Genomic DNA, 13,272 nt, shown 5'->3' with positions numbered 1-13,272 from the left:
CGCTGCGCGGACTGGGTTTAAGGTCTTGCCCCTTCCCCTTCCGGGGGAAGGTTGGGATGGGGGCAGGCAGAGCGCCAAGTGGATGCGCCGCTTGCCCCCACCCCAGCCCTCCCCCAACGGGGGAGGGAGAAAAACACAAGTCAGGCCACAGGCCTTGCGTGCCGCACGATCAACACCTGCGCCACGTAATACGTCGCCAGCACCCACAGCGACGCCAGCGGCAGCGGCATCACGAACCGGTTCGTCGCCAGCAGCGAATCGCTCAGCATGAAGAAGCACGCGCCCACCGCCACCCATCGCGCCGACGGATCGGTGTCGTGCAGCACCGCGGCCCGGCCGATGGCCTGCGCGGCCATGCAGGCGATCACCATCACATAGACGCCGACCGGGATGCGCAAGGCCGGCGGCAATCCGCCGTGCCAGAGAAACGCATACATCGCCGCGCCGATCAGCAGCGTCGCCGCCAGCACGCCGCGGCGCGGGAACATGCCGACGCCGATGCGAAAGAGCGCGATGTACGCCAGGTGCGCGAGCAGAAAGCCCACGAGGCCGGGCACGAACAGGCTGGCCGGCCCCATCAGCAGCACGTCGCCCGCCAGAGAGCCGACCAGCCCCGCCAGCAGCAGCGCATCGAAGCGACCCACCCCGCCAGCCTTCAGCGCCCGGCGCGCCGCGAAGAAGATGGCGATCGACAGCGCCAGCGGCTTGAAGATGTAGTGCAGCCACGCGATGTCCAGCGCCGCGCTGGCGGTGGCGAAGGCGGCTGCTTCCACCAGCAGTACCTCGGTGACCGACAGGCGCCCCTGCAGCACGCCGCCGATGGCCCACAGGCTCGCCGTCAACGCGGCCAGCCAGACGGCCGACTGCTGCAACGGCATCTCGTCGGAAAACCAGAGGAAGACCGCCACGCCCACCAGCAACAGCAGGAACTGCAGGCCGGCAAACCATTTCACGCCGCGGCTCACCGGCGGTTCGTAGCGCGTCACCTGGGTGATGTCGAAGGCCGGCTTGGGAAAGCGCGCGGCCACGTCGGCCGGCCGCCAGCCCGGCGGCTTGAGCCACACGCGCAGCTTGTCGGCCCAGCTCTTCGCATGCCATGAGTCCTTGGCCAGTGCCCAGTACACCTCGGCGTTGGCCCACAACGGGTCCCAGCTGCGCAGCTCGCCGCGCGTGCCGTAGACGCAGCGTTCGTCTTCCTCGCGGAAGGTGCCGAACATGCGGTCCCACACGATCAGGATGCCGCCGTAGTTGCGGTCCAGGTAGTTGTCATTCACGGCGTGGTGCACGCGGTGGTTCGACGGGGAGCAGAACCAGCGGTCGAACCAGCCGAGCTTGCCGACCTGCTCGGTGTGCACCCAGAACTGGTAGAGCAGGTCGATGAGCGACACGATGGCGAACACCACCGGCGGCACGCCCGCCACCGCCATCGGCAGATAGAAGATCCAGCCGAGCAATGCGCCGCTCGATGTCTGCCGCAGCGCGGTCGACAGGTTGTAGTGCTGGCTCTGGTGATGCACCACGTGCGCCGCCCACAGCACGGCCGACTCGTGGCCCATGCGGTGCAGCCAGTAGTAGCAGAAGTCGTAGAACACCAGCGCCAGCAGCCAGCCGTACCACGTGGTCCAGAAATCGCTGTCGGGGAACAGCGCCACCGCCGAGTACACGGCGGTGTAGATGCCGATGCGCAAGAGGCCGGTGAGCACCGCACTGATCTGGCTCAGCATGCCCAGCCCGATGCTGTTGACCGCGTCGGCCAGGCGGTAGGTGTCGTGCCCCGTGCCACGGCGTGCACGCACGCGGCCGACCGCGAACTCGATCGCGATCAGGAGGAAGAAAACGGGGGTCGCGAAAACGATGATCTGGCCAGGGCGCATCGCGCGATTGTGGCGTTGCCGCCGGGCCACACGTCACCGGGATGTCACGGGGGCGCCATCGTCCGGTCACGTGGCAGTGGGAGCCTACCCGTCCATGCAACGCGACGACGCTTTCCTTCGCGCATGGCGCGACACCGCGACCCGGGCCCCCGACCCGGAGGACGAAGACCGCGTACGCCCGCCGCTGCACTTTCGCACGCTGTGGATCTCCGACCTGCACCTGGGCACGCCCGGCTGCCAGGCCCGCGCGCTGCTCGACTTCCTCAAGCACACCGAGTGCGAGACGCTGTTCCTGGTCGGCGACATCATTGACGGCTGGCAGCTCAAGCGCCACTGGTACTGGCCGCAGGCGCACAACGACGTGATCCAGAAGCTGCTGCGCAAGGCGCGCAAGGGCACGCGCGTGATCTTCATCCCCGGCAACCACGACGAGTTCGCGCGCAAGTACCTGCACCACAACTTCGGCGGCATCGACGTGGCCGAAGAATGGATCCACGAGACGGCCGACGGCCGCAAGCTGTGGATCATTCACGGCGACCTGTTCGACGGCGTGATCCAGTGCGCCAAGTGGCTCGCCTATGTGGGCGACTCGCTCTACGAATTCACGCTCAAGCTCAACCGCCACCTCAACTCGCTGCGCGCGCGCATGGGGCTGCCGTACTGGTCGCTGTCGAAGTACCTCAAGGGCAAGGTCAAGCGTGCCGTGAGCTACGTGGGCGACTTCGAGAACGCCGTGGCGCGCGAGGCCCGCAAGCGCGGCGCGCAGGGCGTGGTCTGCGGCCACATCCACCACGCCGAGATGCGCGACATCGACGGCATCCTCTACTGCAACGACGGCGACTGGGTCGAGAGCCTCACCGCGCTGGCCGAGCATGCGGACGGCACGCTGGAGATCATCGACTGGGCGCAGCACATGCCGGTGCCGTCGAAGGTGCCGGCACCGCGCGAAGCCGTCGCGGCCTGACAAGGCAAGGCCCCACCACGGCCTCTTCGGAGGCTGCCCATAATCTGCCGAGGCCGCGCAGATCGATACGTTGTTTGGCGCCAGGCCTTCCCCCACAAGGCCTTGCATGACATCCGTTGTCCCCCTTCCCACGCCGAAGCCTCGAACGGCGCGGCTCGTCCTCGTGACGCCCGACGGCGCCGTGGTCGGCAGCCTGCCGCCGGTCACCGTCTCGACCCCTTGGTGGCAAGAGGCCGAGCCGGTCGTCAGCGCGGTTCGCGAACGGCACGGCATCGAAGTCACGATCCTGCGGCTGCTGGCGGCGCAGGGCGAGCGGCCCCATGGCGGGCCGGTGACCTACCTCGCCGAAGTCGCGCAGCCGGTGCCCGCCGAGCCGTGGCACGGAACGCTCGACGAACAACCGCTGCGGCACCCCTACGCACGGCCCGGTGGCCCGGCCGCCGATCTGGCCTGGGCGTTGAAGGTGCTGGCCGGGCACGGCATGCATCCCGTGGCGGCGCCGGTCCAGATCCGCACCTGGAATCTCTCCAGCCTCTGGCGCATTCCGGTCGAGGGCCAGCAGGTGTGGCTGAAGGTCGTGCCGCCTTTCTTCGCGCACGAAGGGCGGCTGCTGGCACGGCTGGCGGACCAGCCTGTGCCGCGCTTGCTCGGGCACGAGGGCGGCCGCATTCTCCTGGCCGAAATCCCGGGGGAAGACCTGCACGAAGCCGGGTTGCCCGTGCTGCTGGACATGGTGACGCTGCTGGTCGGCCTGCAGCATGCGTGGCTGGGGCGGGGCAATGAACTGCTCGCGCTCGGGCTGCCAGACTGGCGGGCTCCCGCGCTCACGGAGGCGATCACTTCGGTGGTCGATCGCACGGCGAGTGCGCTCTCTGCGCAGGACCGTTCGGTGCTTGCCGATTTTCTGGGCGACCTGTCCCGCCGCTTCGCCGAGGTCGCCACCTGCGGTATCGGCGACACGCTGGTGCACGGCGACTTTCACCCCGGCAATGTGCGCGGTACGCCGCAGGCGATCACCTTGCTCGACTGGGGCGACAGCGGTGTCGGGCATCCGTTGCTCGACCAGCCGGCCTTTCTGAGCCGCGTGGCGGGCGATGCCCTCGGCACCGTCCGCGCGCACTGGGTGCAGCAGTGGCGCCAGGCCGTTCCGGGCAGCGACCCCGAGCGCGCTGCGGCCCTGCTCGCGCCGGTTGCCGCAGCCCGGCAGGCGGTGATCTACCAGCGCTTCCTCGACCGCATCGAGCCGGCGGAGTGGCCGTATCACAGCGTCGATCCTGTCGAATGGCTGCAAGAGACGGCCGTGCTGCTCCGCAGCGAGGCCCAGTCCGGCACCTGAGCCGTCGCTTCTTCGTCCGATCCGACGATGCCGCGCGCGGGTTCCGGGCGCACACTGTCCGGTGCATTCCAACGGGACGACACCATGGCCTGGACCCTCAGCGCGGCGGAGACCGCATTCCGAGACGAGGTGCGCGACTTTCTCGCGCGCGAACTGACGCCCGAGCTGCGCGCGGCGGGCCGCCGATGCTCCGGCATCTTCACCGACTACGAGTTCGGCAACCGCTGGCACCGCATCCTGGCCAAGCGCGGCTGGAGCGTGCCGCACTGGCCCGTCGAACACGGCGGTACCGGCTGGACGCCGATGCAGCACTACCTGTTCGCCAGCGAGCTGGCGGCAGCCGACGCACCGCCGCGCGCGCCCATGGGCCCCGGCATGGTCGCGCCGGTCATCATCGCCTTCGGCACCGAGGCGCAAAAGCGCGCGTGGCTGCCCGGCATCCGCTCGGGCGAGGACTACTGGTGCCAGGGCTACTCGGAGCCGCAATCGGGCTCCGACCTCGCCTCGCTGCAATGCAAGGCCGTGCGCGATGGCGACCACTACGTCATCAACGGCACCAAGATCTGGACCACGCACGCGCAGTACGCCAACCGCATGTTCTGCCTGGTGCGCACCACCTCGGGCGGCAAGCCGCAGCAGGGCATCAGCTTCCTGTGCTTCGACATTCCCGCGCCGGGCATCACCATCCGGCCGATCATCAGCATCTCGGGCGACCACGAACTCAACCAGGTGTTCTTCGACGACGTGCGCGTCTCCGCCGAAGGGCTCATCGGCGAAGAGAACCAGGGCTGGACCATCGCCAAGTACCTGCTGCAGCACGAGCGCGGCGGTGCGTGGGCGCCCATGCTGCGTGCACGGCTGCGTCGGTTGGGCTCGGCGGCCGATGCGGCGTTCGCGACTTCCGGCCGCGACGGTGACGAGGTCGATGACATGGCCCTGCGCCTGGCCGAGATGGACTGCGCCATCGACGCCCTCGAAGCGACCGAGCTGCAGTCGCTGCGCGCGCAGGCACGCGGCGAGCCGCACGGCATCCGCCCGTCGATGGGCAAGGTGCTCGGCTCCGAGCTGCGCCAGCGGCTGACCGAACTCGGCGTCGAAATCGCCGGCCACTACGCCGCCGCCAACCTGCCGCTGGACGACGGACTGCAAGGCGAGCTGCCGATTCCCGAAGAGGCCGTGTTCTCGATGTCGGCCTACCTCAACGACCGCGCCGCCTCCATCTATGCAGGCTCCAACGAGGTGCAGCGCAACATCGTCGCCGCCCACCTGCTCGCCCGCTGAGGCCATCGCCATGAACACAACAAGCACCGAACAGGACGACACCCTCGCGATGCTGCGCGACAGCCTCGCGCGCTACCTCGACAACCACCACGGCTTCGAGCAGCGCCTGCACGCGCTGGCCCGCGCCGGCGATGCACCGCCGCCGTTCTGGCAAGGCCTTGCGCGCGAGCTGGACCTGCTGGGCGCGGCCTTGCCCGAATCGCACGGCGGCATGGGTTTCGGCGTGGCCGCGCACCTCGCGTTGATGGAAACGCTGGGCGGTGCACTCGCGGCCGAGCCGTACCTGTCGACGATGGTGATCGGCGCGGGCCTGCTGCAGCGCCACCCCGGCGCGCAAGCCGATGCATTGCTCGCACGCGTCGTCGCGGGGCAGGCCGTGCTGGCCTTTGCGCACGGCGAGCCGCAAAGCCGCTACGACCGCGCCGACGTGCAGGCGCGCCTCGCGCGCGAAGGCGATGGCTTCCGGCTCGATGGCCAGAAGGCGGTCGTGCAGGCCGCGCCGTGGGCCAGCCACCTGATCGTCACGGCGCGCAGCAAAGGCGGCCCCCGCGATGCGGACGGCCTCTCGCTGGTCGTTATGCCGAAGGACACGCCAGGCCTGCGCCTGCGCGCCTACCCGACACGCGACGGCGGCCGTGCCGCGGACATCGCCTTCGACAACGTGCGCTTGCCCGCCGATGCCTTGCTCGGCATCGAAGGCGCAGCGCTGCCGCAGATCGAGCAGGCGCTCGACGAAGCCACGCTCGCCATCTGCGCCGAATCCATCGGTGCCATGCGTCGCCTGATGCGCGACACGCTCGACTATGTGCGCCAGCGCAAGCAGTTCGGTGTGCCGATCTCCAGCTTCCAGGTGCTGCAGCACCGCATTGCCGACATGCACATGGCACTGGAGCAGGCGGCCGCGCTCACCGCGAGCGTGGGCGAAACCATCGACACCGCGGCGGCACACGAGCGCGCCCGCGCCGTGTCGTCCGCCAAGGTGGCCGTTGCCAAGGCATGCAAGGCCGTGGGCCAGGGCGCGGTGCAACTGCACGGCGGCATGGGCATGACCGAGGAGCTGGCGGTCGGCCACTACGTGCGCCGCGCCACCCTCATCGAAGGCCAGTTCGGCCCGGCTTCGTGGCACCTGCGCCGCGTGGCGCGGCTTCGCGCCGCGAACGACACGAACGACACGAACGACGCGCGGTAGCCACAACCCGCGCGCCGCATTCGTCGCTTTCGACGATGCAGCGCCCCCGCCCCCGCGCCAAGATGGCTCCACGCAACAGGAGACAAACCATGGCAGGCCCATTGCAGGGACTTCGGGTGATCGAGATGGCGGGCATCGGCCCCGGGCCGTTCTGCGCGATGCTGTTCGCCGACATGGGTGCGGAGGTGATCCGCATCGAGCGCCCCGGCACGCGCACCGCGCCGCACGACATCCTCGCGCGCGGGCGCAGCACGCTGCAGGTCGACCTGCGCGCGGAGGGCGCGGCGCAATCGATGCTCGACGCCATCGCCAAGGCCGACGTGCTCATCGAAGGCTTTCGCCCCGGCGTCATGGAGCGGCTGGGCCTGGGCCCCGCCGAGTGCCATGCGCGCAACCCACGCCTCGTGTACGGCCGCATGACCGGCTGGGGCCAGCACGGGCCGCTGTCACATGCGGCGGGCCACGACATCAACTACATCGCCATCAGCGGCGCGCTGCATGCCATCGGCCGCTCCGGCGAGCCGCCCGTGCCGCCGCTCAACTACGTGGGCGACTTCGGCGGCGGCGCGATGCTGCTGGCCTTCGGCATCCTGGCCGCGCTGCACGAGGCCAAGGGCTCGGGGCAGGGCCAGGTGGTCGATGCCGCCATGACCGACGGCGCGGCGCTGCTGTCTTCGATGATGTACGGCTTCAAGTCGGCCGGCCAGTGGAGCAACCAGCGCGGCGAGAACATGCTCGACGGCGGCGCGCACTTCTACGACACCTACGCCTGCGCCGACGGCAAGTACGTGGCCGTGGGCGCCATCGAGCCGCAGTTCTACGCGCTCATGCGCGAGCGCTGCGGCATCGCCGACGACCCGGCCTTCGACGCGCAGATGGACGCCGCGCGCTGGCCGCTGCTCAAGCTGCGCATGGCCGACGTGTTCCGAACCCGCACGCGCGACGAATGGTGCGTGCTGCTCGAAGGCAGCGACGCCTGCTTCGCGCCTGTGCTCGACTGGGACGAAGCGCCCGAGCACCCGCACAACGTGGCACGCGGCACCTTCGCGAACGTGGGCGGCGTGGTGCAGCCCGCGCCCGCGCCGCGCTTCAGTCGCACCGCGCCGGTGGTGCCGCCAGCGCGCGCGCACGACGACGGCCCGGCCCTGCTGCGCCGCTGGGGCGTGGCGGCCGACGCCATCGCGCCCCTGGGCGCTGCCTGAACGAACAAGCTGAACGAACGAGAAGAGCGGAGGCAAACCCCATGTTCCTCACCCAACCCGTGCACAAGGGCCGCCGCGAAAAGGGCAAGGCCACCGCCGTGGTCTGCGGCAAGCAGCGGCTGAGCTATGGCGAGTTCGCCGACCGCGTGGCGCGGCTCGGTGCCGTGCTCAAGCAGCTCGGCATGCAGCCGGGCGACCGCGTCGGCATGATGAGCCTCAACTCGCACCGCTTCGTCGAATACTTCTTCGGCACCTGGTGGGGCGGCGGCGTCATCAACCCCGTCAACATCCGCTGGAACCCGAAAGAGGTCGCCTACTCGCTGGACGACTGCGACACCCGCATCCTGCTGGTGGACGACGTCTTCGCGCCGATGGCCGGCGAGCTGCGCAGGCTCTCCGCCTCGCTGCGCACCGTGGTCTATTGCGGCGATGGCGCCGTGCCCGAAGGCATGGTCGGCTACGAGGCGCTGCTGGCCGATGCCGTGCCCATCGACGACGCACCGCACAGCAGCGACGAGCTGGCGGCCGTGATGTACACCGGCGGTACCACCGGCCAGCCCAAGGGCGTGATGCTCTCGCACGGCAGCCTGTGCATCAACGCGCTGGGCACGGTGGCCGCATTGCCGCGCGACACGCAGGACGCGGTGGCCATCGTTGCCGCGCCCATGTTTCATGTGGCCGGTTGCGGCATCGCGCTGCAGAGCCTGCTGCGTCTGGTGCCCGTGCACGTGGTGCCGATGTTCGACGAGCTGGCGGTGCTGCAGACGCTGCAGTCGGCGCGCGTCACCGAAATGTTTTTGGTGCCGACCATGATCAAGCGCGTGATCGAGCATCCGCGCTTCGCGGAGTTCGACCTGTCGGCGCTGCGGCTGCTCTCGTATGGCGCGGCGCCCATCGACGCAGCGCTGCTCGACCAGGCCATGCGCGCCTTTCCGGGTACCGCGTTCGCGCAGGTCTACGGCATGACGGAGCTGTCGCCCGTCGTCACCGCGCTGCCGCCGTACTGCCACCAGCCCGGCCCGAACCGCGAGCGGTTGCTGCGCTCGGCCGGCACGCCCATCACCATCGCCGAAGTCCGCATCGTCGATGGCGAAGACAACGAGCTGCCCTTCGGCCAGGTCGGCGAGATCGTCGCGCGCGGGCCGATGGTCATGAAGGGCTACTGGAACAAGCCGAAGGAAACCGAAGCCGCATTGCGCGGCGGCTGGATGCACACCGGAGACGGCGGCTACATGGACGAAGAAGGCTACGTCTTCGTGGTCGACCGCATGAAGGACATGATCGTGAGCGGCGGCGAGAACGTGTATTCGGCCGAGGTCGAGAACGCCATCGCCCAGCTGCCGCAGGTGCTGATGTCCGCCGTGATCGGCGTGCCCGACGACAAGTGGGGCGAGCGCGTGCATGCGGTGATCGTGCGGCGCGAAGGCATGGCGCTCGATGCCGAGGCCGTCATCGCGCACTGCCGCGACCAGATCGCCAGCTACAAATGCCCGCGCAGCGTGGAGTTTCGCGATGCGCTGCCGCTGTCGGCGGCCGGCAAGCTGCAGAAATTTCAATTGCGCGAACCCTTCTGGGCCGGCAAGGCTCGCCGCGTCGGCTGACGTGCCGATGCACCGGAACAAGAACACAACCCAAGGAAATCACCATGCCCATCGACTTCCGCCGCTCCTGGAGTGACGAAGACCTGGATCTGTACCGCGACAACGTGGCGCGCTTCGTCGAAACCGAAGTGCTGCCGCACGACGAAGAGGCACGCAAGCGCGGCCATGTGGGCCACGAGGTCTGGCGCAAGGCCGGCGCACTCGGCCTGCTGTGCGCCGACATTCCCGAAGAGTACGGCGGCGCCGGCGGCGACTTCCGCCACGAGGCCGTGGTCTACGAAGAGATGTCGCGCCGCGCCCTCAGCGGCATGGCGACGTCGGTGCACGCCATCGTGGCGCACTACTTCCTGAACCACGGCACCGAGGCGCAGAAGCGCCACTACCTGCCACGCATGGCGCGCGGCGAAATGGTCGGCGCCATCGCCATGACCGAGCCCGGCGCCGGCTCCGACCTGCAGGGCGTGCGCACGCGCGCCGAAAAAACACCCGACGGCGGCTACCTCATCAACGGCTCGAAGACCTTCATCACCAACGGCTTCCTGGCCGGCGTGGTGCTGGTGGTGGCCAAGACGGACCCGGCGCAGGGCGCCAAGGGCACGTCCATCCTCATCGTCGAGACCGAGGGCTGCAAGGGCTTTCGCGTGGGCCGCGTGCTCGACAAGATCGGCATGAAGGCGCAGGACACCTCCGAGCTTTTCTTCGACGACGTGCGCGTGCCGGCCGATGCGCTGCTGGGCGGGCAGGAAGGGCAGGGCTTCTTCCAGCTCATGAGCGACCTGCCGTACGAGCGCACCATCATCGGCGTGAGCGCGCTCGCGGCCATGGAAGGCGCCTACCAGGCCACGCTCGATTACGTGCGCAACCGCAAGGCCTTCGGCAAGTCGATCGCCGAGTTCCAGAACACCAAGTTCAAGCTGGCCGAGATCGCCACGCAGATCAAGGTGGGCCGCGCCTTCATCGACCGCTGCGTCGAAGACCTGGTGGCCGGCACGCTCGACACCGCCACGGCATCGATGGCCAAGCTCTGGGGCTCCGAGACGCAGGGCCGCGTGATCGACGAATGCCTGCAGCTCTTCGGCGGCTACGGCTTCATGAACGAATACATGGTCGCGCGCATGTACGCCGACGCGCGCGTGCAGCGCATCTACGGCGGCACGAACGAGATCATGAAAGAGGTGATCTCGCGGGCGCTGTGAAGCAGCGGTAACGAAGGCGCGACGCAGGCCGCGCCCGTCGTCGGCCCGTTCAGGACAACCGGCGCAGCTCCGCCCGCGCGATCTCGCGGTGCGGGTACGAAGGCGAGAGGCCGATGAAGGTCGAGTACTTCTCGCGCGCCGCCGCCGTGTTGCCGGCGTCTTCCAGCTCCAGCGCCTCGATGGTGAACTGGGTGAAGAGCCGGTTGGCGTCTTCTTCCCTCGGCGACGCGGCCAGCGATTTCGGCTGCAGCTCGGGCTGCAGGGCGTAGATGCGCCGCTGCACTTCGATCAGCTCGATCAGCGCGCGGCCGATGCCTTCGATGTTGTCCGAAACCGGTGGCAGGTCCGCCGTGCGGACATCTGCCGCCGCCTGGTCCAGAAGATGCGAAGCGACCCGCAGCAGGTGGTGGAGTTGCTTGAGTTTCATGGGCGGATCGCGGGTTGTCGGGTGGCAGCCGTGGCGGGTGCGCGTGGGCTGTCGGGCTTCGCTGCGTTGCCTGCGAAGCCGGGTTCGTGTCGATCCATCAGTTGTCCTGTGTTGCGCCAAAGGCTATGCGGCCGCGCTTTTTCTCTTGTCGAGGTGTGGGTTGCTGTTGATGTTGCTGCTGCTGGCCGGCGATGGCGGCGGGTGATGCCTCGCCGCCCATCTTTTCCGCGAGCTGCCTGGCGCGCTCGGCGATCGCCAGGCCCTTGGCCGTCTCGGGGCCGTGCACCTTCACCGCGAACGCCTTGCTCACGGTGCCCTTGCCCGCCGTGTACGTGATGGCCAGCCAGTAGCCCGGATGTGCCGCGTGCGGCGTCTTGAAATGAACGCCGCTCACGCCGCTGGTGTTGTTGCGCCGGGTGATCTCGGACTTGGAGCGCTTGGGCGCGCGCGGGCCGTGCGCGTGCGCCGACAGCCCCATGCGGATCGCTTCCTCGGCCGGGTGCGGCCGCGCCAGCCCGGTCATGTGCTTGAGCTGCCGCTCGCGTTCCCTGACGGCCAGCGCGTACGCCGCGTCGCCCAGGCCATCGACTGGGAAGTCGGTGCGAAGAATCTCGCCGGGCGCGATGTAGGTCTTGGCCATCCAGCCGCGCACCTTGCCGTTGGGCGCCAGGTGATGAAAAACGCCTGGCATGCCGGTGGTGTTGTTGATCCTGGGCTTTTCGGCCCGTGCGCGCCGCGCGACCGGCGGCACGCTCCTGACGATGAAATCGCGCCAGTCCTGCGCATGGAGCAGTGCCTGTTCGAGGCTGCCGTAGCTGGCCTTGCCGAACAACTTGTGGTGACGAACACCATTGCGAACCAGTGAAACCTCGAAGCCCCAGGACCTGGGGTAAATGCCATACATGGCGGCCGGATTGGGAATTCCTTTAGGCATTCTCGACGCGTTGAACTTTTCAACCTTGCTGCTTCTCATGAGCTCCCCGGACCGCGTGGCGCTCATGGGCGCGCGTGTTTCGCCGGTATTTTGGCTGAAGCGGGATGACAGTTCGGCGGCGCGATGTCCCGTGCGGAACAAACCGGAAATGTGGCGAAGGTCCGCGCGGCTGCCCGTGCACAAGGGGGTGGCTGCGCGGCCCGGAAGCTTCACGGGGTCTGCCTTGCTTTCAAGGTGCCCGTGCGCCGCCGGTGGGTCTCTTGCCGGGGCGAAGGCGTGGCAACGCCGGTGGCGTTCAGCTTCTGTTCGAGCTGCCGTTCGCGCTCCTCGATGGCCAGGCGCTTGGCCCCGTCGGCACCGTGTTCCTTGATCGAGAACGCCTTGCTCACGCTGCCCTTGCCCGCCGTGTAGGTGATGGCGAGCCAGTAGCCGGGGTGCCCGATGTTGGGCGACTTGAAATGCACCCCGCTCACGCCGCTGGAGTTGGTGCAGCGCCTGATTTCCGACTTCGAGCGCTTGGGCAAGCGCGGCTCGGCGGAGTGCACCGCGGGGCCGGTGCGGATCGCCTCCTCGGCCGGGTGCAGCCTGGACAGGCCCGCCATGCGCTCCAGCTGCCGTGCCCGTTCCTCGATGGCCAGCGTCTGCGCCGCCTGGCCCATCGCGCCGACGGGAAAGTCGGTGCGAAGTATTTCGTCTTGCCCGAGGTAGGTCTTGGCCACCCATGCCCGGACCTTGCCGCCGGCGCTGACCTGGCAGAAGACGCCCGACACGCCGGTCGTGTTGTTGGCGCGGAGCTTTTCGGCCTGCGTGCGGCGCGGCAGTGGCGGCACGCTGCGCACCACCTCGTCGCGCCAGTCCTGCGCCTGGAGCAGCGCCTGCTCGACGCTGCCGTAACTGGCCCGCCCGAACTGCTTGTAGTAGCGCGTGCCGTTGCGCACGATCGACACCTCGAAACCCCAGGCGCGCGGAGAGATGCCGTACATGGCGGCCGGGTTGGGGATTCCTCTGGGCATGGTGGCTTCGGGCCTTGCTGCGCTCTCGACGTGGACAACTGCCCGGAGCGATGTCCGGGTTCACGGCCGAACCCTGCCCTTGTCACGCCGGAAGGCGGCTGCGGCAGAAGCGGGCTGGGCTTTCTGAAGGGGATGCTAGGGATTGCGCGGGGAGGGCGGTATCACCGGAATCCGTAGTTGTGCTCAATTTCACGTGAACCAATGCGTCGCCGTATTTCAGGCCAAAGAGAATCACCAACTTTTTTAATTCAAACC

The 13,272-nt window shown here is 68.7% G+C and carries 11 protein-coding genes; 7 read left to right on the top strand and 4 right to left on the bottom strand.

Annotation, left to right across the window (positions count from 1 at the left end):
* Positions 1-140: 140 nt before the first annotated feature.
* Positions 141-1,874 carry a lysoplasmalogenase family protein gene (locus ACGLHS_RS11470; RefSeq protein ID WP_394479665.1) on the bottom strand — a complete coding sequence of 578 codons (1,734 nt, stop codon included), beginning with the start codon at positions 1,872-1,874 and terminating at the stop codon, positions 141-143.
* 94 nt (positions 1,875-1,968) lie between these two features.
* Between ACGLHS_RS11470 and ACGLHS_RS11465 the strand changes: the two genes are divergently transcribed.
* From ACGLHS_RS11465 to ACGLHS_RS11435, 7 genes are all read left to right on the top strand, one after another.
* On the top strand, positions 1,969-2,838 hold the full coding sequence (locus ACGLHS_RS11465) for a UDP-2,3-diacylglucosamine diphosphatase (protein WP_093246633.1): 870 nt from the start codon (positions 1,969-1,971) through the stop codon (positions 2,836-2,838).
* A gap of 106 nt (positions 2,839-2,944) precedes the next feature.
* A complete protein-coding gene (locus tag ACGLHS_RS11460) occupies positions 2,945-4,174 on the top strand; it encodes a phosphotransferase family protein (protein WP_394479662.1) in 1,230 nt (409 codons plus the stop codon).
* Positions 4,175-4,258: 84 nt separating this feature from the next.
* Positions 4,259-5,455 carry an acyl-CoA dehydrogenase family protein gene (locus ACGLHS_RS11455; RefSeq protein ID WP_394479660.1) on the top strand — a complete coding sequence of 399 codons (1,197 nt, stop codon included), beginning with the start codon at positions 4,259-4,261 and terminating at the stop codon, positions 5,453-5,455.
* Between the two features lie 10 nt (positions 5,456-5,465).
* On the top strand, positions 5,466-6,644 hold the full coding sequence (locus ACGLHS_RS11450) for an acyl-CoA dehydrogenase family protein (RefSeq protein WP_394479658.1): 1,179 nt from the start codon (positions 5,466-5,468) through the stop codon (positions 6,642-6,644).
* A gap of 89 nt (positions 6,645-6,733) precedes the next feature.
* Entirely contained in the window at positions 6,734-7,846 is a 1,113-nt protein-coding gene (locus ACGLHS_RS11445; protein ID WP_394479656.1) for a CaiB/BaiF CoA transferase family protein, read from the top strand.
* A gap of 41 nt (positions 7,847-7,887) precedes the next feature.
* On the top strand, positions 7,888-9,447 hold the full coding sequence (locus ACGLHS_RS11440; protein WP_394479654.1) for a long-chain-fatty-acid--CoA ligase: 1,560 nt from the start codon (positions 7,888-7,890) through the stop codon (positions 9,445-9,447).
* 44 nt (positions 9,448-9,491) lie between these two features.
* Positions 9,492-10,643, top strand: a complete 1,152-nt coding sequence (locus ACGLHS_RS11435; protein WP_394479652.1) for an acyl-CoA dehydrogenase family protein — start codon at positions 9,492-9,494, stop codon at positions 10,641-10,643.
* 49 nt (positions 10,644-10,692) lie between these two features.
* Here the strand turns inward: ACGLHS_RS11435 and ACGLHS_RS11430 are convergent, their stop codons facing one another.
* The 3 genes from ACGLHS_RS11430 to ACGLHS_RS11420 all read right to left on the bottom strand — a co-directional run bounded on the left by ACGLHS_RS11430 (position 10,693) and on the right by ACGLHS_RS11420 (position 13,017).
* On the bottom strand, positions 10,693-11,070 hold the full coding sequence (locus tag ACGLHS_RS11430; protein ID WP_093246639.1) for a hypothetical protein: 378 nt from the start codon (positions 11,068-11,070) through the stop codon (positions 10,693-10,695).
* 97 nt (positions 11,071-11,167) lie between these two features.
* On the bottom strand, positions 11,168-12,217 hold the full coding sequence (locus ACGLHS_RS11425; RefSeq protein ID WP_394479650.1) for an AP2 domain-containing protein: 1,050 nt from the start codon (positions 12,215-12,217) through the stop codon (positions 11,168-11,170).
* The gene (locus ACGLHS_RS11420) at positions 12,214-13,017 is read right to left on the bottom strand and encodes an AP2 domain-containing protein (RefSeq protein ID WP_394479648.1); all 804 of its coding nucleotides are present in this window, start codon (positions 13,015-13,017) and stop codon (positions 12,214-12,216) included. The genes ACGLHS_RS11425 and ACGLHS_RS11420 overlap by 4 nt, the downstream gene beginning before the upstream one ends.
* Positions 13,018-13,272 lie beyond the last annotated feature (255 nt).

This window comes from Variovorax sp. VaC1 (assembly GCF_043658315.1).
GTDB lineage: Bacteria > Pseudomonadota > Gammaproteobacteria > Burkholderiales > Burkholderiaceae_C > Variovorax.
The sequence above is the reverse complement of the archived record's forward strand: the minus strand, read 5'-3'. Positions and strand labels throughout refer to the sequence as shown.